The sequence below is a fragment of the Streptomyces sp. NPDC091972 genome (assembly GCF_044756385.1).
GTDB lineage: Bacteria > Actinomycetota > Actinomycetes > Streptomycetales > Streptomycetaceae > Streptomyces.
Genome location: NZ_JBIVSV010000025.1, coordinates 20,086 through 39,275, shown reverse-complemented (window position 1 = coordinate 39,275; position 19,190 = coordinate 20,086). Strand labels below are relative to the sequence as shown.

Genomic DNA, 19,190 nt, shown 5'->3' with positions numbered 1-19,190 from the left:
CGTGCTCAGTCGTGGTGCGTCAGGGTGCCCAGGTGGCGGGCGCTCCTTGGTCGGGGTTGGGGATGCTGATGGTGGCTGGCGGGGCGGCGGGGTGCCGCATGGCGGTGATCGGGATGGCGCCGTGCTCGGTGGGCGGTGCCCAGACGAGGCGCCAGGTGTTTTCCCACTCGCAGCCGCACGGGTGGTCTGGGTGCGGGTGCCGTAAGAAGACGGCGTGCGTGTGGACGGCGCGCGGGATGCAGGGGATGAGCACGGAGGGGTCGTCGCCCGGGTAGAGGTGCAGGGTCCGCCAGTTGTGGACGCGGTCCATGTATGCGGCGGCGGCCTCGATGGTGTCGGCCCACCGCTGGTGTCCGAGGACGACGAACCGGTCTGGGTAGAGACTGTCGTCGTTCGGTGCTCCGATGCCGGCGACGTACAGGCCGTTGTAGGTGATGAACCCGGCTGCGTCCTCACTGCTGGGGGTCCAGATGCCTTCGGCGGGGACCGTCGTGCCGTCGTCGGCCTCGCTTGTCTCGATCTCGTACAGGGTCGTGGTGGTCACGCGCTCACCTCCGCGATGGCGTCGGTCAGGAGCGCGACGATGTCGGTGTCGTACGGGTCGGCGTAGCTTGCGTGGTCGCTGACGTGGAACGGCGCGGCCTTTGCGGTGACCGTGAAGCCGGGAAGGACAGGGGCAGCCCGGCCTTCCAGTTCGGTGTTGAGGCGGTCGGCGTCGCGGGAGGCGTGCCAGGTCTGGGTGTAGGGGCCGAGGCGGAGCAGGATGCGGCCGGTGTTGTCGCTGCGTCGGGCTTCGACGTGGACGCCGTAGTGGGCCGGGTTCATGCCGACGTCGTCGGGAAGGGGCAGGTTGGCGGCGGCGTGGGTGAGCATCGTGTAGGCGGGCTGCCAGATGCCGAGGATCTTGGACGTCTCGCAGCGCAGCCAGCCCCTGTTGGTGTAGCCGAGCTGGTGGCCGTGGAGGTAGGCCGCGGCGTGCGGGGTGTCGGGGTGGCGCAGGGCGACGGCGATCAGGTCGGGGCCGTGGTCGTCGCCGGGGCGGGGCTGGGCTCGCTCAAGGAACGGGCCGACCCGTACGGCGATGTCCTGGTGGCAGCCCGGCGTCCAGGGCTGTGGGTCGCGCATGGCGGCGAGCAGCTCGCGAAACTGGTCCACGATGGCCTGGTCCTCGGGGGAGGTGGCGCCGGGAGCGTGGCCGCAGCGAGGGAAGAGACGGCGCTTCACCGGAGAGTCCTGCCTTCCAGTTCGGTGGTGGTGTGGGTGGTGCCGGATGCCGGGAACGCGTTGTGGAGACGGTCGTCCAGGAGGCGGCCGGCGTGCTTCTTGCCGACGCGGCGCATGCGGATCACGTCCTGCGTGGCGGGTGCATCGGTCTCGTTCCAGGTGCGGCCCTGGCCGTCGATGAGGACGGTGGCTCCGCTGTTGTGCCCGTAGCTTTCGGGGGCGAACTCGCCCCACTGCTTGAAGAAGTACGGCACTTCGGCAGCGGCGCACTGGTCGCGCAGTGAGCGAGCCCAGTCGGGGTGCATGGCGCGTGCCTTGGGTCCGGACTCGCCGCCGACGATGACCCAGTCGATGCCGTGGAGCGTGCGGCAGCAGCCGCCGGCGTGGACGTAGGAGGCGGTGAGGCCGTGGCCGCGCTCGCTTCCCATGGTCCGCACGGCCTGCTTCAGGTCGACCGGACCGAGCAGCGGCTCGCAGGACAGGAAATGCACCGCGGCCGGGGTCTCCAGCAGCGCCGGTATCCGGATGTCCGCCCACCGCTGATTCTCAACCGAGACCCCCAGCCACACGTTGGGCAGCGGCTGGCCTCCGAGCATCGCGCCGGCGGCGAGCCAGTCCTGCTGGCAGCCGGTGAAGTGCTCGCGCCCCTCGTGGGCGACCTGGTGCCAGAAGGACGGGCTGGACAGCAGGGCCCGCATGCGGGCGTGCCGCTTGGTGAGGATCTGGAAGGTGTGCTGGCCGGCGATCGCCATGACGGCGAACACCTTGGCGATATACGTGTCGGGAATGTCCTGGTGGAACAGGTCGGACATGCTGTTGAGGAAGACGCGGCGCGGCTTGTTCCAGGTCAGCGGGAGCCGCAGCCGCTCGGGGCGCAGGGTGAGGTCGAAGCCGTTCTCGAAGTGGTGGCCGCTGGTGCCGCGCCACCGTTCGGCGAAGGTTTCGGCGTAGCAGTGATCACAGCCTTCGCTGATCTTGGTGCAGCCGGTGACGGGGTTCCAGGTGGCGCCGGGGGCTCCGTCCTCGGAGCGGGTCCACTCGATGGGCGTGCTGTCAGCCACGGTCGTCACCGTCCTGGACGGGGTGGGTGTAGCGCATCGGTTTCCCGAGGCTGCGGGCGTAGGCGATCTCGCGGCGGGTGCTGTCGCCGATGTAGCCGCCGGGGTTGACGATGAGGACTTCGTCGGCCAGATCGATCTTCTGCCGGTGCAGGGTGTCGAGCTGTTGCTTGAGCCGGTCGGCCTGAACGGGGTCGGCCCACAGGGAGTGGGGTTCCTTGAGGTTGCAGCCGGGTGCGAGGACGATCCGGCCGGCCGCGGTCTCATACAAGTTGGCTTCGGCGAGCTGGTCCCAGAAGCGGGTGGATCCGCACAGGGCGACGATCGTCGGCCGGGGGCCCGGGCTGTGGGTAGGCTGTCGCATCGGTGTCCCTTCGTGGACGGGTGGCAGGCTGCCGGGGCCGCGCTGAACGGCCCCGGCCGGGTGGTTGGTGAGATCAGGACGCGGTCGTCTGCGTCCGCTCGGTGGCCTGGCGGGAGGCGAGAGTGAGGCGCTGCTGCCAGGTGCGGGCGGCTTGGGTGGGCGGGATGCCGCGCAGGGCCTCGCTGTAGAGCCAGCGGTCGCGCTGATCGTCCAGGTAGTCGAAGGTGGTGGCGGTGCCGTAGGCGACAGCGGCCAGCTGCTTCCACATGTCGTCGGTGTGCTGGCTGCGGCAGGTAGCGCACATCCGCTGACCGACCACCGGATCGTGTCCGATCGCGCAGCCGTCCGTGCAGGGGTAGTCGGGCAGGCAAGGACACGCGAAGCAGCCGTCGGGCCTGGCCGGGCTCCAGCGGCGGTGTTTGGTCAGGCTGAGGTACGGGGCCGGTGCGGTGGGCCACCTGTGGCCGCAGTACAGGCAGTGGTGATATCGGCCCCATCCGGCACGGCCGGGGCCGGCGGTGAGGCTGGTCGACCAACTGGCCCGGGTGCAGGCCGGGCACGTGGACCGGGTGGTGATGTCCTCGTGGTCCAGCCATTCAACGGTGATGAGGGTGACGGCTTGGGCCGTGGGATCGTCGGGGTCGGCGTCCTCGAACTGCCAGGCGCAGTCGTCGTCCTGGCCGCCCTTAGTCACGGTGCTGTGGGTGCGCTGGGTGCCGGAGCGGGCAAGGGCGGCGAGTTCCCGGTTGGGCAGGATGCGGTATCCCCACACGTGCCGGTGGTAGGCGAGGGTGACGGCGAGGACAGCGCGGTCCGTGAGGTGCCCTAACGCCATCAGCCGGTCGTCCTCACCGAGGGCGGCGACCGGGACGCCGTACAGCGTCTCGAAGCCTTCCTCGGTGGTTCCGGCCAGCGTGACCTGCTGGCCGGGCAAGGCTTGGGTGAATCCGGTCATGGGTGATCGCTCTCCGAAATGAGTGGGACGGGCGGGGCGACGGGCGCCGCGGTGCACGGCGCGGGTGGTGCTGCGGGGCGGCCGGAGCGGCGTCGACGGCCGCCCCGCAGGCGCGGGGCCTTGGGTGCTGAGCTGGCTGATTCAGCCGTTGAGGCGGATCGGCATGAGCAGGCCCCGGAAGATGCCGGCCTGTTCCGGGGCGTGCATCAGGGCGGGCTTGTGCTGGCCGTTGAAGTTCATCTGTACGGCGGGCCCGTCGATCTGCTGGAGGGTCTTGGCCAGCAGTCCAGGGTTGAAGGCGACGGTCAGCGGTTCGCCATCGATCTCGGCGTCGACCTGGTCGCGGCCGCGGCCCTTGTCGTCGGTGCCGGCGCGGACGGTGATCTGTCCGTCGGCGATGTCGAGGACGATCGGGTCTGTCTTGTCGAGCAGCGGGGTGACGTGCTTGAGGGCGTCGGTCAGGGCCTCGGTGCCGGTCGTGACGACGGACTCGAACTCGGTGGGGAAGGGGTACTTGGGCAGGGCGCCTTCGATGATGCCGCCGGTGGCCCACCGGCCGGGGACGCTCAGCGCGAACTGCGACTCGGTGATGGTGATCTCGGCTGTGTCGGCGTCGGCGAGGACGCGGGCGGCATCCGTGACGACGTCGGCCGGAACGAGTGCGCTGCCCGCGGTCAGCGGCTTGGTCCTGCCCCTGCCCTTGGTGGTCTTGTTCGGCGTCCAGGGCAGGTCCGCGACATGGAAGCGGTACCGGTCGGTGGAGGACAGGGTCATGTCGTTGTCGTTGAGGGTGAACTGCACGGTGGTCAGGACCGGGAGGGTGTCGTCGGTGCTGGCGGCGGCCGCGACCCGGGCCCCGGCCGCCGCCAGGGTGGCTCCGTCGACGGTGCCGCTGGCGGCGGGCAACGCGGGCAGGGTCGGGTAGTCGTCCAGTGGCAGGGTGGGCAGCATGATGTGGGCGGTGCCGCAGGACAGGGCGAGGTCGTTGCCGTCCAGGGCCAGCAGGGTCTGCTTGGTCTTGGGGAACGAGCGGACGATGTCGGTGAGGACGCGTCCGGGCACCAGGAGGGTGCCGGGCTCGGACACCTCGCACTCCTCGCTGGCCCGGGCGGAGCGGTAGTAGTCGAATCCGCTCAGGGTGAGCGTGTTGTCGGCGGCCTCCAGGCGCAGGCCGGCCAGGAACGGGCGGGAGGGGACGGTCGGGACGGCACGCATCGCCCATTGGGCGGCGTCGGCGAGTTTCTCGGTGTCGATGACGAGTTTCACGGGCGGATTCCTCCGAGGGGTTCGGGTCACATCCGGTGCGAGCGTGTGGTTGGCTGCGGTCCGCGCCGGGCGGGGCGCAAGGCCCAGGGACTGGCGCGGGTCGGCGCGGAGCGCTGCGGTTATGCGGCCGTAAGGCCGTGCACGAGGCGGGCGAGGTTGCGCTGCTGGGCTTGGGGGGTGAGCAGGCGGCCGGTCGGCATGGGCCCGTTGATCTCGCGGTCCAGGCGCACGATGCGGGACGCGTTCACGCTCAACGGCTGGTGGCGGGCGGCCGCCGCGCGCTCGCGGCGGGCTTGCTCCCGTTCGGCGAGGACGCTGATCCAGTCCGGACCGAGCCGGTCGGCCAGGCGCTTGCGCAGGTCGTTGCGCTGGCCGGGGGTGGTCGCAGCCCAGATGCCGTGCCGGGTGAGGTCCTTGTTCACCAGCGCCCACTTCAGGCAGTCGGCGGCGATCGGGCAGCCGGAGCATGCCTTGCGGGCCTTGGCCAGTCGCTTGTCCGTCGCCGCGCGGTCCGCGGCCCGGTCGCCGTTGGTGAAGTCGAACATCTGCGGGGTGCGCTGGCAGCGGGTCGGGGTGGGGCTGTGCGGGAAGTCGAAGCGGGCCGCCTGGGCTGCGGTCGTGGCGGTGGTGTCGGTGCGGTTCATGACGTGACCTCCGGGAACGTCGCGGCCAGGTGGGGGAGTTGGGTCAGGACCTGCTCGAAGACGGGCAGCGGGACGCGCCACGGTCCGAGCGCGCCGCGGCAGGGCACGGGCAGCGCCAGGGCGTGGACGTCGTCGAGCTGCATGTGGAAGCAGCCAGGCTGCGCCCACGGCGAGCAGGGGCCGCCGGTGTCGGTGAGGGAGCTGTGGGAGCCGGTGATGCGGGCGACAGCAAGCACCGCGCTGAACTGCATCGGGTGGTCGCGGATCGTGCGGGCCACGAGCGGGTCGCGCAGCGCGTGCCGGTCCGTGCCGGACTCGGCACCGGCGTGCAGCAGGTACCAGCCGGCCGGCCACGCCTTCGGGCGGTTCTCGATGCGCTTGTCGCCGTGGGCGATGCACGCGGTCCAGGGCTGCTTGATGGTGATGCCGCGGATCCAGTCGGGCGCGTACAGGGTGGCGGTCATACGGCCGCTCCCGGGATGGCGGTGCCGGGGCGGCCGGCGCGGCGGCCGTTGACGGACGGCACGTCGGCGTGGGAGCGGTCGGCGAGGACCGCGGTGCCGGTGTGCTTGCCCGCGTACATGGCGGCGTCGGCGGCTCGCAGCAGCAGCGACAGGTCGGTGGTGCCGATCGTGTCGGGTGTGGCGGCGCCGATCGAGACGGTGACGTCGACCAGGCGCCCGTCGCCGATGTCGACGGGCCGGGCGAGGGCGGCGGCGAGCTGGTCCAGGCGCGGGCGGCGGTGCGCGGCGTCGATCCGTGCGGCGGCTGCGAACTCGTCTCCCCCGAGCCGGCCGACCACGCCCCGGCTGCCCGCCCACGCGGTGAGCCGGGCCGCGGTCGCGGCGAGCACGCGGTCGCCGACGGCGTGCCCGTGCGTGTCGTTGATCTGCTTGAAGTGGTCGACGTCGACCAGGACCACGGCGCTGTTGTGGCCGTGGCGGGCCAGGAGCCGCCGGGCCCGGGCGGTGTAGGCGTCGCGCCGCAGCAGCCCGGTGAGCGGATCGTGTGCCGCGCGCCGGTACAGAGTCAGAGCGTGGACGGTCCAGCCGGTCAGCGGCACGGCGGCCGCGGCGGTCACGAGTGTGCGGGTCGGCTGCCGTAAGGCAGCGAGTGCAGGCATGATGGGATCTCCTCCCGCCCGTGAGGGCGGACAAAGGGAAGAGGCGCACCCCGAGCTGTCCAGGCGTAGGGGGTGCGCCTCTTTGCTGTGTGATCTCGCGGGTGGGGCCTTCGAAGGTGTCAGTCGACAAGGTCGTCTTCGGTGAGGCCGCCGGGGCAGTGGAAGACGTTCACGCCTTCGGTTGTGACGATCACGGTGTCGACTCCGCCGTCCGTCTTCACGTCGACGACGTAGCCGTCCTGGTCGCGGGAGTTGTCGGGCATCTTCGCTCCTTGGTGTTGTTCTCGCGTGGTGGGATGGCACACCGGCCGCGCTGGCAGGGTGGCGCCCCCGGGTTCGGTGAGGTGGTGTCGGGTGCTCAGAGGGCCGCGAGCGGCCTGCCCAGCGGGGCCAGGGATCGCACGCTGCGGCAGTCCCCCAGGCTTTCGTCGTGCACGGACCGGCCGTGGGTGGGCCTCAGTTCGGCGAGGATCTCGATGAGCATGTCCTCGCTGTCGAGGACGATGTCGCTGTAGCCGGCGCCGCAGGTGCACGGCACGATCAGGGTGAGGACGTCGAAGGCGCCGTTCTCGCTGAGGCGCAGGGTGTGGTGCAGCCACAGGCCGCCGTCCAGCCAGGCCGTCGCGGCCGGCTCGAAGGAGAAGCCGTGGCAGTGCAGGGCGGGGTAGCCGGTCCAGTCCATCGCCTCCAGCACCCTGCCCAGGGTGTCGGGGTAGGCCTTGTACACGTAGTGTGCGGCCGTTGTGACGGCGTCCTCGCGCTGCTCGTCTGCCGTCGGCTGGCCGACGGCCTGCACCATGTCGAGCAGGTGGGCCAGGGGCGAGTCGGCCCCGTAGGGGCGGGTTACCGCGGTGAGGGTGTCGTGCATGTCGTGCTCCCTTCCGGTGTGCCGGGCCGGGCTGTCCGGTCCTGCGCCCGCTCCCACCCCTGGCGGTGAACACCGGGGGTGGGAGGGGACGCAGGACCGTCAGACCAGGGCGCTCGCGGCGGCCACGACCAGGAGGGCGAGGGCGGCCAGGCTCAGGTCGACCGCGAGCCGTAACTGGCCGTACTTGCGCATCGCGATGATCGACAGGACACGGATGCGGGCGGGGCGGGTATCGCCTCGCAGGCTGGCGCGGATGGCGTCCTCGTCCAGACCAGCCCAGTACGGGAAGGACGCCCGGTCCGTGATGCCGCGTGTGCGGGGGCGGACCACTAACAGCAGCAGGACGGCGGCCGCGGCGAGCGCGAGCACGGCGGCCGCGCCGAAGGCTTTCGTGACGGACGGGAGGCCGGTGTCGGCGACCGTGGCGAGTCCGGCGAGGACCGCGCCGTTGAACGCCAGCAGCAGACTGGCCTTGCCGTCGGTGCGGGCAACCTCGGTCGCCACCGCCGTGCAGGCGGCGTCCAGGTTGGCGTTCTCACTGGTGGCGGAGGGCGAGACGGTGGTCATGGCGGTACTCCAGGTCAGCGGGGCGGGCCGGTGAGGCAGCCGCCAGTACGCGGGGCGCTGTGGAAGGTCAGGCGGCCAGCCGGTGCGCGGCCGCCGCAGTGACGTAGCTGGAAGGGTCGGCCGGGGTGCCGTCGTGGCACTCAAGGCAACTGCCGAGGGTTTTCAGCGGGAGCACGTGGTGGTAGCGCCGGCCGCATTTGGGGCAGGTCTGCCGGGCGGCCATCGCCTTGTCGAGCGCGAGCTCCTTCGCGAGCGTCATCGGCAGCTTCGGCTTCGCCAGGTCGATCCGGTACAGCCAGGCGAAGCGCCTGCCGCCGCGGCACTCGATCCGGGCGACGGGACTTTGGCCGCCGGGGCGCAGTCCCATCTCCCGTAACTGACGGCGGGTCGCCAGGGCGTGCCCGGCCTGCTTCCACCGGAAGACCGGGATCGAGCCGTCGCCGGGGTCGTACAGGTCGACGTCGACCGTGTCGACGTCCTCGCGCTGTGGGGCGCCCATCATCGCCTCCAGGCGCTGGGCAGCCGTTGGGGCCGGTGCGGGTAGCGCAGGCCGGGCCGGTGCGGGCGGGGCCTGCCGATCCGGCGGCGCGGGTGGGGGATGAGCACGAGTGATCTCCTCCAGCGGTCGGTGGAAGCACTGCGCCCCCGCCGACCACAGGGGTTGGCGGGGGCGCAGTGTCGTCGTTTGGCGGTCAGGCGGTGCCGCGGGTCGTGTGTGTGCTGTGCGGGCCGGTGGTGGCGGGGGTGGTGTGTCCCGGGCGCGGGGTGTCCGGCTGCCGGGCGGGGGCGTCGCCAAGGTGGGTGCCGATGTAGTAGCCGGCCAGCAGGCCCAGGATGAGGAGCACCTTGTGTCGGTTGGCTCGCCACCAGGTGGGGGCCTGGGGTTCCGTGAGGACGCCTATGACTCTGGGGCCTTTCGCCAAGACGGGGTCTCCTTCTGTGTCAGGTGGGTGGGGCGGCCGGACAGCCTGCGTGGCTCTCGCCCACGAGCAGGGCGAGAGCCAGGCGGAACGCACGGACACCGCCGCGATGGGCGCCTGGGTGGCTCCCACGTGCTGCGGGCCCGCACCCCGGTCATGGAGTGCGGGCCCGCAGCGGCAGGTGATGGATCTAGTCGGAGGGGAGGCGCTCGCCGGTGTCGCCGTCGTAGGCGACGCCCGTCGGGGACAGCCGGACCGTCCGGGACTGCGCCCGGGCGCCTTCCTTCCATGTTTTGCCGCCGACCGCGATATGGACGGTGATGTCCGCGAGCGGGTCCGTGACCGGGAGCGAGAGCTCGGGGGTCTTGGGATACCAGCGGTCGTCACCTCGCGTGGTGTACGCGGTCCTGCCGGCGGCGTCGATGCGCAGGTACTTGGCGTTGCGGTCGAAGTACGAGCGCAGCTCGATGACGACCCGCTCCCGGTCACTGCTCCACTGGGCAATGAGATCGGTGCTGATGCCGTCGAGCTTGACGGTTGCTCCGGAGCGGCCCTTGTAGGCGGCGGCCTTCGCCTGGCGTTCCTGCTGCTTCTGGTCGTCGGCTGCGTACTGGTAGACGCCCGCGATCGTGATGCCCAGGGCGGCGATCGCGGCGACGTAGGGCCAGGTCCGCCGGCGCGGTTGCGGCTGCGGGGCGGTCTGGGGTTCGGGCGCGTACGGCTGGGGGCCGCGGTGCCATTGCGGGGAGGTACTGTCTGCGGTCTTCTCGAACCATGCGGCGTCGTCAGTGCCCATGCGGGCGACCGTAGCGCGCAGTTGCGCGGCTTGTCCGGGCTCTCCACTGAGATCGGCCACTTGTGCCCGGGTCTCCAACCAGGCAAGCGCCTGGGGGGAGTTGAGGCCGTGGGCGGTGATGTCTTCGCGCTCGTGGAGGGCGGCGAGCTGGGATGCCTCGTTGAACCGGCCTTCGAGCGCGGCCTGGAGGACCCGCTCGTGCCGGCTGAGGTCGCCGATGACGTTCGGGGGCAGGCTCTCCCAGTCCCAGGTGTCGTCGGCGGTGGTGAACGGGGCGTGCAGGTCCTCGATCGGGTCGACGACGTCGGTCTCTTCACGGCGCGATGCCGTGACCGGCTCCGCCAGGGCGGTGGTGGCCTGTTCGACGGCCAGGTCCTGCTGCACCAGCTCCTCGGTGGCGGCCTGCTGTGCTCGCCGGCGCCGCGACGACGTGTCGGTCAGTGCGATCTCGTCTTCGGTGAGGATCGTCTGGACGACGTCGACGTAGTCGGGTCCGACCTTCCACACCGCCTGGCCGGGTTCGAGGGTGGGGATGATGTCGATGAGCGACGGGGGGAGTCCCAGCAGGGCGCCGACGATCGCGGCTTCCTCCGGTCCCAGGCGGCCGACGTGGGCGATCTCGCACAGCTTGGCCAGGTCCTGCGCCTTGCCCTGCCCGAGGTCGGACAGCGTGTGCATCACCACGTCCAGCGACAGTCCGGCCTTGCGACTGTTCTTCAGCAGCCGCTGGATCAGTTCGGCGGTGGCCGGGGACAGCAGGATCTGCCAGGCCTCTTCGAGGACCAGGTGGCGGTGCACGGCGGTGGACTGGCGCAGCCACACGTGCTCAACCCAGCAGGAGATCGCGGCCATCAGCGACGGGATCGCCGGGGAGTTGCGGTCCAGCTTGCTGAAGTCGAAGGACAGGATGGGCAGGTCGGTCTCCGGCAGGCTCGCGTCCTGGCCGTCGAACAGGCCGGTCAGGGAGCCTTCGGTGTAGCGGGACAGGGCGATCGCCGCTCCCTCGCCCCAGTCGGCCAGCTTGGCGGCCGGCCACCGGCCGTCCTCCGGTGCCACCAGCGCGTCCACCAGCCCGTTCAGCGACGTCGCCTTGGGGTGGGCGAGGGCGTGCTGAAGGGCGTGGGCGGCCTGGTGGGTCAGGGCGCCCGGCTCGACAGCGGCGATCAGGGAGCGCACCAGCTGCTCGCGGACCTCGCGCGGGAACAGCTCGCTGCACGGGTTGAGGGTGAAGGAGCCGGCCTCGATAACCCGGCCCTCCAGCGAGCGGGCCAGCGGCGCCCACTCGCCGCTCGCGTCCTCGCCGAAGGAGTCGACGACGACGTACTGGTGGCCGTTGTCGAGGATCTCGCGGCGGGCCCGGGTCTTGGCTGTCGTGGACTTGCCGGAGCCAAGGCCCCCCAGCGCGAGCGAATTTGTGGAGGGCAGGATCTTGTCATCGGTCAGGACGGGGGAGAGGCGGAAGGCGCGGCCGTCCAGGAGGGAGCGGCCGATCGGGATGCCGGGAAATGTGGTGTTGGAGGCGATGAGGGGTGCGGTGATCGCGGCGTGGTTGGAGGGCAGGCGGATCACAGGATCGCCCCTTTCCGGGTGGATGCTCCGTGCGGGGTGGTCATCACGTGGGCGCGGTGCTGCTGGCCGGGCAGCCAGTCGAGGCGGATGCGGTGCCGGTCGGCGGCCAGGGAGGCCTGCCAGCGGGCGTCGGTGACGGCTTCGGGGCTGTCGCCCCACACGGTGAGGTAGCCGTCGATGTCGACGAGGGTGGCGCCCTGCACGAGGGCGCCGTGCGTGGTGCCGCTGGCGATGGCGTGGGCGTCCTGCTTGACCTTGTCGGCCGTGAACGCCTCGGAGGCCGCCTGCTGCCACTTCGCGGAGCGGCGTGAGGCCGCCACCGGCAGCGGCCGGTACAGGACGGCGAAGGAGCGCTCCGCCTGGTCGTCGAGCAGGAGCTTGCCCATGAGGTCGCCGCCGGTCTCGTCGGGCCATCCGGTGACCCGGGCGGTGGCCGCGTAGCGGCCGTCCTCGAGGCCGACCCAGCCGGGGCCGCGGTCGGCCACGGCGCGCAGCGGCTCGGGATCGAGGGGGGTGAGGGAGCCGAGGCGGGCGAACTCGCTCTCCAGGGTCGCCAGGATCCGGTCGGGCTGGCCGGCCAGCCCTTTGGGGACGTGGACGGAGAGGGTCTGGGTGTGCTCGGTGTACTCGCCGACCGCGGCGTGGTGGGTGACGTGTACCTGGACGCCCGCCTGGCGGGTCTGCCCGGCTGCGAACGTCAGCGCCTTGGAGAACGCCTCGTGGAAGGCGGTGCGCCGCTGGTCGTCCTGCATGGTGCCGTGGCCCGGGTACAGGGCCCATGTCGCCGTGGCACCGGGCTGGTCGGTCATCGAGGCGGGCACGGTGCGCTCGCGCAGGTGCCGGTAGCCGACGGTCGCCCACCGGGCCACCGAGCGCGGGCCGGGCGCGAGGTTGAGCGCGGCCGCGGCGGCGCCGACCGCGCCGAACGTCCACAGCGGGGGCGGCGAGATCATCGCGGATGCCAGGACGGCGCTCCCGACACCGGCGTTCACCCGGGTCAGCAGAGTCTCCGCCGGGCTCAGTCCGCGCTGGAGAGCAGGGATGCGGTAGCCGGGTGTCAGGGAGTACATCGGAACAACCTCCGGAAGTCTTGGGGTGTGACGCGCCGGGACCGGCCCCTTGCCTGCATTGCTGGGCAGGGGGCCGGTCCCGGCTGGACTCGTTATGGGGTGGGCCGCCGCCGACGGGGCGCCGGCGGGGGAGTGGCTGGGTTCGGGCCGCTGTTGGGCGCTGGATTGCGCTGCTGTTGGCCAGGCAGGCCGTAGGCGGCGCGCACGCGATTGCGGCGGTCGGCGTCCCGGTTCGCCTCGCTGACGGCGGACTGGGTGGTCAGCCGTCCCGGCCGCGGCTGCTGCTTCACGCCGTACGCGGCGAGCAGGACCCCGCGGTCCTGGTGCGCGGCCCGGCCGGGGGTGTCGATGATGCGACGCGGCCGGCGGGCGTTCTCCCGCTCGTAGATGTCCGGGGCGCCGGCCCGGACGACCGCGTGGGCCAGCCGGTTGTCGGTGCGCCGTTCCACAAACGTCCGGGCGCCGCGCGCGATCCGGGGTCCGAAGTACGGGATCCCGTGGAAGATCATGCGCAGCATCAGGGTGTCCGCGGCGAGCAGGAGGACGGTGTCGACCACGAGGGAGCCGTGGGCGAGGGCGACGAACGGGGAGACCAGGAGCAGGGCGAACGGGCAGAACATCAGCCCCAGCAGGCGCATCGCCCACGTCTTCACGGCCGTCGTGTCGCCCCCTCGTGCCAGCGAGGCCAGCACGAGGGGGGCCATGCACACGAACGCGAGGATGCCGAGGTTGCGGGTGAGAAAGACCAGCCCGGCGGGGGCGAGGGCGACCACCAGGGCGGAGATCAGCAGCAGCCGTGCCAGCGGCACGTCGGTGTCCGCCCCGCTCTGGATGTCTTCCACGATGACCTTGAACAGGGTCGACTCGTTGCTGTTGAACATGGCCGTGAAGGCTTCGCTCACGGCCTTGTTCAGCATCATCACCGCTCCCGGGACCGCCGCCATGCCGGCGACGGCCGCCAGGGTCCATCCGGTTGAGGCGCCCATCTGGCGCAGGCGCGGTACGCCCTGCCAGGCGGTCAGGCCGCACACGACGACCACGCACACGAAGATGGCGATGGCCAGGTGCTGACCGAGCCACAAAAACGGCTCATATAGCGCGCTGTCCGCGCTCTTCGGCGCCCACGCGTCCTTCGGCGCAATCAGCCCGTTGATCTTTTTCAGGAGGCTTTCTGCGGTCTTCTGGACGTTGTCGGCGGCCCCGTCGGTGAGGCTGTTGCCCCCGCCGGTGCCTTGGCCAGGACTGATGCCGTGGTCCTTTTCGCACAGTGCCCGCATGGGCTTGGCGACCAGGCTGCACGGGTTGTCGTCCTTGGGCTCCGATTCGCAGATCTCGTAGGCCTGGCCGGTGAGCAGGCTGCAGTTGTCCGGTTCCGCCATGCTGGATCAGCCCTTGGCCTGGGTGACGGTGCTGAAGAGGGTGTCGCCGTAGAGGGCCAGGACGACCGCGACGAACAGCGTGCCGACCGCCGTTGCCCCCTTGCGGAGGGCGCTCTGGGGGTCGTTGGGCGTGCGCATCAGCATGAGCAGCGCGATCACCGCGATGACCGCGGCGATGCCCTTGGTGACCAGGCCGGCGCCGGTCAGGCCGATCGTGTCGAAGAAGTCCTTGAAGCCGGTGGACATGTCGACGGGCTTGGCGAGGAAGACGTGCTTGTTCATGGGTCAGATCTCCTTGTGGTGCTGCGGGATGGGGCGGGCGAGGCCGTACAGGTCGGTCAGCGCGTCGAGGCGATCGAGGCGGACCTGGGTGCCGGGGCGGGGGGCGTTGAGCATGTATCCGCCGCCGACGTAAATGCCGACGTGGTGGATTCCGGCGGCAGTTTTTCCGTAGAAGACGAGATCGCCGGGGCGGGCGTCTTCCGGCTTTACCGGCTCGGAGGCCGTGTACTGCTGTGCTGCCGTGCGGGGCAGGGAGATCCCGGCCTTCGCGTAGGCGTACAGGGTGAGGCCGGAGCAGTCGAATCCGGTGATGCTCGCTCCGGACTTTCCGGCGGGTGAGCAGCAGATTCCGGTGCTGGGTCCGTTCGCGTTTCCGCCGCCCCACGAATAGGGCTTGCCGATCATCGCGTATGCGGCGTTGATTACGGTGGCGGCCTGCTGCGCAGGCGAGACGGTCCCGCCGGATTGCTGGTCGGCGAGCGCCTGAATCGATTTGACGTAATTCTGTGTCTCTTTGTACGGGGGAATGCCGCCGTATTTGCGGACGGCGCCGCTTCCCGCGTTGTAGGCGGCCAGCATGTTGGACTGCTGGTCACCGGGCACGTCTTTGACGTCTTTGGCGATCGCGCACAGGTACTTGGCCGCCGACGGGATCGCGTCGGCGGGGTCGGTGACGTCGCGTTTCCCGTCACCGTTGCCGTCTATTCCGTGCGCTTCCCATGTGGACGGCATGAATTGTGCGATGCCTTCCGCGCCGACCGGGGATCTCGCTTTCGGATTGAAGTTGGATTCCTGGGTGAGAAGCGCGGCAAGCAGGTTGGGCGTGACCGCCGGGCAGGTGTTTCCCGCCGCCTGGATCAGAGTTTTGTACTGGCTGGGCACGGACAGGCTCAGCAGTGATCCCGCGGGATCGTCGCCGACCGCTTGCAGGCACGCGGCCACGGCCACGACCGCAGTGGCGCCCACACCGATCGTGACGGCTGCAGAGGCACGCAAGGGGCTTCCTCCCTCCTTCCGGGGGTATTTGATCGTTTTCGCTGATCAGAACCGTCACCCGGCACCGCCACGGCACCGTCAGGCGACCGTCACCCGAGCGGTTTTGACCGTCACCCGGCAGGCCGGGTGACGGTGGGGTGGCGGTGACCTGGCGGTCTGTTCGGCGGTGCCGGGTGGCGGTCACGAATCGGACAAAGCGGCGGCCGTGAGATGGGCCAGGCGATAGCCCCGGACCCCCTTCGTGCCACGGTCCGCAGGGACACCGAGAAGACTGCTCAGTTGCTTCCCGCACTCCGTCGGATCGGTTTCTGTGATCCCGAGAGCCGGGGCGAGATCGGTCGTTCGCATGAACTCGACACCCGCGTCCTGCATCAGCTTGATCGCCTGCTTGAGCGGAGACGGCGGACCGGTTTCGATCACCTTCTGCTGGCGATCGTGCACTTCATCGACGATCTCCCACATGAACTCATCCGCGAAATTAAATCCCCGGATGAGCGTGGATGTCCCGTGCGCGAACAGCACGCCTTGTCCCTTGATGTCGGGATCAAGCAGTGCCGGATTGATCGGGGCGATCGTCTCGAAGTACGTGTCACCGAGGGCGACCTTCGCGGTTCCCTCCGACGCCACGTAGAGGCACAGCCGGTAAAGGAACTGGTCCCTCACCATGACCGGAATCGCATTCTGAGCTGGACGCTGAGTGAGCATCACCACGGAGATCCCGGACTCCAGGCACTTGGAGACCAGAGACCGTGACTTTTCAGCGATCCGTGCCGCGTTGTCCTTACCCGCGTTCGTCCCGTCGTGAGCGAAGAAGTCTGCCGCTTCATCGACGATGAAAAACACCGGCTTGAACTGCGGTTCTTCCTGCCGATTCCTTTTCGCCTCCTGGAGGCGCTCATACCGCCGGTCGGCACGGGCGTTCAGCGTGTCGACCATGTCTTCGTAGACGTCCGGGTTGTCGGACGCCTCGTAGCGGACGGCGACTTTCTCGAATTGCGTCAGCCCGCAGAACTTGCCGTCGAGCAGGTACAGGTCGAACTCGCCGTAGGCGATCAGCAGACAGGTGATCAGACCGTTGATCAGGGTGGTCTTGCCTGTCTGCGTCATGCCTGCGACCAGCAGCGATGCCTTGTTGAAGGTCCGCGCGCCGGTCAGTTGGCCGGTGACGTCGTGGCCGAAGGGGACCCCGGCGAACGCCTCGATCTGGTGCCGGGCGGGCGGGGTGAACGGGTGGGTGAACGGCGGTTCGTCGAGCACCAGCAGGCGTACCCGGCGCTCGTTGTCCCGGCTGCGCTCCATCTTGGTGTGCAGCCGGGTCTTGCCGAACATGCCGGCCACTTCCCCCAGGCGCCGTTCGACGTGCGCGTACGTCTTCCCCTCGGGAACGAGGAAGTCGTAGAAGACACCGATGCCGGGCAGCGGCTCGATGCGGACCTCATCCGCGCGGACGATCTCGTCTTTGCTGATCGCTCCGGCCTTGATGAGCGCCCCGGTCAACTGGGGGTGCGCCACGGCGGCCTGCGCGGCTGCCTGGTCGCCCCCGATCACCGCGGTAGCGGGCTCCTGCTTCACGGCGGTGGCGGGCTGCAACTCGCTCGCCAGCCACCGCTTGAAGCGGGTACGGAGCTGCCAGGCCGCATAGCCCAGTCCGACCAGGACTCCGACGGTCAGCACGACGGTGGCCGGCCACGACAGACCGAGCTTGTCCTTGATGGCAGCGAGGACACCGAACACGACGGCCAGGCCGCCGATCGCGCCCGCCATCTGCCCGTAGATGTCCTCGCTGACCTGGGATTTCTGGGACTTTCCGGTTCCCACATCCCCTCCTTTCGTGATCGCAGGCATGCGGGGGTTGGGGTGGCGGGGTGCGCGCCGGGTCTGCTCGCCGGGTCTGCGGACGTGCCGCTCGCCGGTTCTGCTCGCCGGGTCTGCACCCGTCGACTGCGGTGGTGCTGGGTTCCGGCAGTCGCGGCGAGGGCCAGTCCGCACAGGCGGACTGGCCCTCACTGGTGGTGCCGGACGCGCTGGTCAGACGTCCGCGTCCTCCTCTTCCTCGCTCTCGTTCTCGCTGGGGTCGTCTTCCTCCTTCGCCAGCAGCGCGCCCCATGCGCGCCGCACCCGCTCCTCACTGCCGACGAAGCCGGCCTTGCGGTAGGCCTCACCGGCCTTGCGGTAGGACGGGGGCGGGTCCTCGCGGTAGCGCAGGTGCCGCAGCACGACGTCCAACTGGGCGTCGGTCAGCGGCTCGCCGGGCTGCGGAGTCGGCACGCCCGCGACGGTCGCGAGCTGCGCGAGCGTGACGGCGTCACGGTCCGCGTCATGCCCGCCGTGCCGGTCGGCGTGCCGGTCGTTGCCGGAATCTCCCTGACCAGCGTGACGGGCACGGGCATCCGTGCCGGAGGCGTCACGACCTCCGGGCAGGGCCGGGTGATCCACGCCGGAGGCGTCACGGTCGGCCGTGACGGGCAGGGCGGGTACGGTCGGCGTCCACGTGCCGAGCTCCGGCAGCCGGATCGCCGCGACCGAGGCGGGCAGCGGCTTCTCCGCTACGGTCTTCTCGGTGGACACGGCCTGCGTGTGCAGGTCCTCGGTCATGGTCTGCTGGATCTTGAGCTGCGCCTTGCGGTACTTGGTCTCGGCTTCGGCCACCCGCTTCTCCAGCGTCGTGGCCAACTCCAGCAGCTCGATCCGGTCCGCGGCCTCGGCTTCCATTTCCTCCAGGCGGTCGGCGACCTGCTGGCGCTTGACGTCGATCCGCGTCTGGGTGTCGGCCGACACCTTGCGGCCCAACGAGGGCAGGGCGATCCACCAGGCGCCCTTGGTCGCGACGATCGCGACCGGAGTGAGGATGACGGCCAGGTCGAACTGGCCGTGGGAGGCGAGGATCAGGTCGGTGGTGGGGATGGCCGCGTTGATGGCGGTGAGGGCGAGGCCGGCGTACTGGACGCGGCGGGCGCGGGCCCGGTTGTTGCCGGAGAGGATCTCCGTGGCCTGCATGACGACCCACAGGGCGTCCAGGGCGCCCACGGTCGGCACAGCCCAGCCGCCGAACGCGGGCTCAAGAATGGTGTAGCTGACGAACATCGACAGGATGGCCACCCCGAGGGTGACGATCCCGAGGACGCCGATCACCGCACCGCGCCGGGACGGCCGCGGCCACTTGAACGGGTTGAGGTGCTTCATGCTCGACTCCTTTCTCAGGCGGTGGCCGTGCCCATCAGGCGGCCGACCTTGGTGATGTGGTTGTCCTGCTGCTCGATCAGCCTCCGCACCTGCTCCGCGAGCGGGACGTCGGTGCTGAAGGAGCTGCAGTAGCCGCTGCCGTAGACGTCGGCCGAAGCGATGTGCCAGTCCTTGGCCTCGGGGTAGCCGGCCCGGGTGAGCGCGGCGACGTGACCGAGGTCGGCATGCCGGTGCGTCTCGTGCATGCGGGCGATCTCTTCAGCCCGGTCGTCGAACGCGGCGGCCGCGGCGCGGGTGCGGTCCTGCGCGTCAACCAGACGGGAGAGCGCGGCCGGCCACTCCGTTGCGGCCTCGCCGGTGCGCAGGTAGGCGTAGGCCGACGCCAGCGCCTTCGACTCCCGCTCGTAGGCCCGCCACCGGTCCGGGGCGTCACCGACGACGGCCTTCAGGTCGGCGACGTAGGCGGCGTCCTTCCACTGCTCCGCCGCCTCTTCGTACAGGTCGTCCAGGATCTGCCCGGCACAGCGCCTCAGCCGGTGCTCGGTGGGGTTCGTGCTCTGCGGCACGAACGTCAGCTGCGGGTCGTCCCAGAACGACTGCGGACGGAACGGCTTCGGCTCGCGGCCGGTGAACGGCGCGAACTCGAAGCGCAGTCCGCTGTACGGGCCCGGCTCGATCTTGAGCAGGTAGGGCGGGAAGTGCGGCTGGAGACGGGTGATGATCGTGTCCATCTCGGTGGCCGTGAGGGTGACGGTGTGACCGAGGGCCATGGCTTCTCCTTGGCAGGGTTGGGCCGGCACGTCCGCGTTCTGCTGCGGCAGGGCGGCCGGCTCCTTGCGCGGCAGCCCGGAGTCGTCCAGGAGCGCGCGTAACGGGATGAGCTGGGACACGGAAGTCCTCCGTGATCGGACGGGGTGGGAGGCGCG

22 protein-coding genes are annotated in these 19,190 nt (G+C 70.5%); all 22 read right to left on the bottom strand.

Features of this window, described 5'->3' with window-relative positions; all coding sequences use genetic code 11:
- Nucleotides 1-19: 19 nt before the first annotated feature.
- The 22 genes from ACIQJT_RS40985 to ACIQJT_RS40880 all read right to left on the bottom strand — a co-directional run bounded on the left by ACIQJT_RS40985 (nucleotide 20) and on the right by ACIQJT_RS40880 (nucleotide 19,154).
- Complete coding sequence (locus tag ACIQJT_RS40985) at nucleotides 20-544, bottom strand: hypothetical protein (protein WP_402650569.1); 525 nt, start codon at nucleotides 542-544, stop codon at nucleotides 20-22.
- The gene (locus tag ACIQJT_RS40980) at nucleotides 541-1,224 is read right to left on the bottom strand and encodes a hypothetical protein (protein ID WP_402650568.1); all 684 of its coding nucleotides are present in this window, start codon (nucleotides 1,222-1,224) and stop codon (nucleotides 541-543) included. The genes ACIQJT_RS40985 and ACIQJT_RS40980 overlap by 4 nt, the downstream gene beginning before the upstream one ends.
- Nucleotides 1,221-2,285 carry a DUF5131 family protein gene (locus tag ACIQJT_RS40975; RefSeq protein ID WP_402650567.1) on the bottom strand — a complete coding sequence of 355 codons (1,065 nt, stop codon included), beginning with the start codon at nucleotides 2,283-2,285 and terminating at the stop codon, nucleotides 1,221-1,223. The genes ACIQJT_RS40980 and ACIQJT_RS40975 overlap by 4 nt, the downstream gene beginning before the upstream one ends.
- Nucleotides 2,278-2,646 carry a hypothetical protein gene (locus tag ACIQJT_RS40970; RefSeq protein ID WP_402650566.1) on the bottom strand — a complete coding sequence of 123 codons (369 nt, stop codon included), beginning with the start codon at nucleotides 2,644-2,646 and terminating at the stop codon, nucleotides 2,278-2,280. Before ACIQJT_RS40970 ends, ACIQJT_RS40975 begins: the two co-directional genes overlap by 8 nt.
- A gap of 73 nt (nucleotides 2,647-2,719) precedes the next feature.
- Complete coding sequence (locus ACIQJT_RS40965; RefSeq protein WP_402650565.1) at nucleotides 2,720-3,601, bottom strand: hypothetical protein; 882 nt, start codon at nucleotides 3,599-3,601, stop codon at nucleotides 2,720-2,722.
- A gap of 141 nt (nucleotides 3,602-3,742) precedes the next feature.
- On the bottom strand, nucleotides 3,743-4,867 hold the full coding sequence (dnaN, locus tag ACIQJT_RS40960; RefSeq protein ID WP_402650564.1) for a DNA polymerase III subunit beta: 1,125 nt from the start codon (nucleotides 4,865-4,867) through the stop codon (nucleotides 3,743-3,745).
- A 119-nt stretch (nucleotides 4,868-4,986) separates the two neighbouring features.
- Nucleotides 4,987-5,511, bottom strand: a complete 525-nt coding sequence (locus ACIQJT_RS40955) for a WhiB family transcriptional regulator (RefSeq protein WP_402650563.1) — start codon at nucleotides 5,509-5,511, stop codon at nucleotides 4,987-4,989.
- Nucleotides 5,508-5,975 carry a hypothetical protein gene (locus ACIQJT_RS40950; RefSeq protein ID WP_402650562.1) on the bottom strand — a complete coding sequence of 156 codons (468 nt, stop codon included), beginning with the start codon at nucleotides 5,973-5,975 and terminating at the stop codon, nucleotides 5,508-5,510. Before ACIQJT_RS40950 ends, ACIQJT_RS40955 begins: the two co-directional genes overlap by 4 nt.
- Entirely contained in the window at nucleotides 5,972-6,634 is a 663-nt protein-coding gene (locus ACIQJT_RS40945) for a diguanylate cyclase domain-containing protein (RefSeq protein WP_402650561.1), read from the bottom strand. The genes ACIQJT_RS40950 and ACIQJT_RS40945 overlap by 4 nt, the downstream gene beginning before the upstream one ends.
- A gap of 119 nt (nucleotides 6,635-6,753) precedes the next feature.
- Entirely contained in the window at nucleotides 6,754-6,897 is a 144-nt protein-coding gene (locus ACIQJT_RS40940; protein WP_402650560.1) for a hypothetical protein, read from the bottom strand.
- 95 nt (nucleotides 6,898-6,992) lie between these two features.
- The gene (locus ACIQJT_RS40935) at nucleotides 6,993-7,502 is read right to left on the bottom strand and encodes a hypothetical protein (protein WP_402650559.1); all 510 of its coding nucleotides are present in this window, start codon (nucleotides 7,500-7,502) and stop codon (nucleotides 6,993-6,995) included.
- Between the two features lie 99 nt (nucleotides 7,503-7,601).
- On the bottom strand, nucleotides 7,602-8,069 hold the full coding sequence (locus tag ACIQJT_RS40930; RefSeq protein WP_402650557.1) for a Pycsar system effector family protein: 468 nt from the start codon (nucleotides 8,067-8,069) through the stop codon (nucleotides 7,602-7,604).
- Nucleotides 8,070-8,136: 67 nt separating this feature from the next.
- Nucleotides 8,137-8,568: an RRQRL motif-containing zinc-binding protein gene (locus tag ACIQJT_RS40925; RefSeq protein ID WP_402650556.1), complete on the bottom strand. Its 432-nt coding sequence runs from the start codon at nucleotides 8,566-8,568 to the stop codon at nucleotides 8,137-8,139.
- Between the two features lie 193 nt (nucleotides 8,569-8,761).
- Nucleotides 8,762-8,992: a hypothetical protein gene (locus tag ACIQJT_RS40920; protein ID WP_402650555.1), complete on the bottom strand. Its 231-nt coding sequence runs from the start codon at nucleotides 8,990-8,992 to the stop codon at nucleotides 8,762-8,764.
- A 187-nt stretch (nucleotides 8,993-9,179) separates the two neighbouring features.
- Nucleotides 9,180-11,354: a hypothetical protein gene (locus ACIQJT_RS40915; protein ID WP_402650554.1), complete on the bottom strand. Its 2,175-nt coding sequence runs from the start codon at nucleotides 11,352-11,354 to the stop codon at nucleotides 9,180-9,182.
- Nucleotides 11,351-12,424, bottom strand: coding sequence for a hypothetical protein (locus ACIQJT_RS40910; protein WP_402650553.1), 1,074 nt, complete (start codon nucleotides 12,422-12,424; stop codon nucleotides 11,351-11,353). The genes ACIQJT_RS40915 and ACIQJT_RS40910 overlap by 4 nt, the downstream gene beginning before the upstream one ends.
- A 92-nt stretch (nucleotides 12,425-12,516) precedes the next feature.
- A complete protein-coding gene (locus ACIQJT_RS40905) occupies nucleotides 12,517-13,803 on the bottom strand; it encodes a hypothetical protein (protein ID WP_402650552.1) in 1,287 nt (428 codons plus the stop codon).
- Nucleotides 13,804-13,809: 6 nt separating this feature from the next.
- Complete coding sequence (locus tag ACIQJT_RS40900; protein ID WP_402650551.1) at nucleotides 13,810-14,085, bottom strand: hypothetical protein; 276 nt, start codon at nucleotides 14,083-14,085, stop codon at nucleotides 13,810-13,812.
- Nucleotides 14,086-14,088: 3 nt separating this feature from the next.
- The gene (locus tag ACIQJT_RS40895; RefSeq protein WP_402650550.1) at nucleotides 14,089-15,081 is read right to left on the bottom strand and encodes an NlpC/P60 family protein; all 993 of its coding nucleotides are present in this window, start codon (nucleotides 15,079-15,081) and stop codon (nucleotides 14,089-14,091) included.
- Between the two features lie 180 nt (nucleotides 15,082-15,261).
- Nucleotides 15,262-16,899 carry an FtsK/SpoIIIE domain-containing protein gene (locus ACIQJT_RS40890; protein WP_402650549.1) on the bottom strand — a complete coding sequence of 546 codons (1,638 nt, stop codon included), beginning with the start codon at nucleotides 16,897-16,899 and terminating at the stop codon, nucleotides 15,262-15,264.
- 210 nt (nucleotides 16,900-17,109) lie between these two features.
- On the bottom strand, nucleotides 17,110-18,264 hold the full coding sequence (locus tag ACIQJT_RS40885) for a hypothetical protein (protein WP_402650548.1): 1,155 nt from the start codon (nucleotides 18,262-18,264) through the stop codon (nucleotides 17,110-17,112).
- Between the two features lie 14 nt (nucleotides 18,265-18,278).
- Nucleotides 18,279-19,154, bottom strand: coding sequence for a hypothetical protein (locus ACIQJT_RS40880; RefSeq protein ID WP_402650547.1), 876 nt, complete (start codon nucleotides 19,152-19,154; stop codon nucleotides 18,279-18,281).
- Nucleotides 19,155-19,190: the final 36 nt, after the last annotated feature.

Coding starts and splice junctions, on each gene's coding strand:
- ACIQJT_RS40970 (WP_402650566.1), bottom strand. CDS start 2,646: ATGCGACAGCCTACCCACAGCCCGGGCCCCCGGCCGACGATCGTCGCC.
- ACIQJT_RS40965 (WP_402650565.1), bottom strand. CDS start 3,601: ATGACCGGATTCACCCAAGCCTTGCCCGGCCAGCAGGTCACGCTGGCC.
- ACIQJT_RS40955 (WP_402650563.1), bottom strand. CDS start 5,511: ATGAACCGCACCGACACCACCGCCACGACCGCAGCCCAGGCGGCCCGC.
- ACIQJT_RS40950 (WP_402650562.1), bottom strand. CDS start 5,975: ATGACCGCCACCCTGTACGCGCCCGACTGGATCCGCGGCATCACCATC.
- ACIQJT_RS40945 (WP_402650561.1), bottom strand. CDS start 6,634: ATGCCTGCACTCGCTGCCTTACGGCAGCCGACCCGCACACTCGTGACC.
- ACIQJT_RS40940 (WP_402650560.1), bottom strand. CDS start 6,897: ATGCCCGACAACTCCCGCGACCAGGACGGCTACGTCGTCGACGTGAAG.
- ACIQJT_RS40935 (WP_402650559.1), bottom strand. CDS start 7,502: ATGCACGACACCCTCACCGCGGTAACCCGCCCCTACGGGGCCGACTCG.
- ACIQJT_RS40930 (WP_402650557.1), bottom strand. CDS start 8,069: ATGACCACCGTCTCGCCCTCCGCCACCAGTGAGAACGCCAACCTGGAC.
- ACIQJT_RS40925 (WP_402650556.1), bottom strand. CDS start 8,568: ATGGGCGCCCCACAGCGCGAGGACGTCGACACGGTCGACGTCGACCTG.
- ACIQJT_RS40910 (WP_402650553.1), bottom strand. CDS start 12,424: ATGTACTCCCTGACACCCGGCTACCGCATCCCTGCTCTCCAGCGCGGA.
- ACIQJT_RS40905 (WP_402650552.1), bottom strand. CDS start 13,803: ATGGCGGAACCGGACAACTGCAGCCTGCTCACCGGCCAGGCCTACGAG.
- ACIQJT_RS40900 (WP_402650551.1), bottom strand. CDS start 14,085: ATGAACAAGCACGTCTTCCTCGCCAAGCCCGTCGACATGTCCACCGGC.
- ACIQJT_RS40885 (WP_402650548.1), bottom strand. CDS start 18,264: ATGAAGCACCTCAACCCGTTCAAGTGGCCGCGGCCGTCCCGGCGCGGT.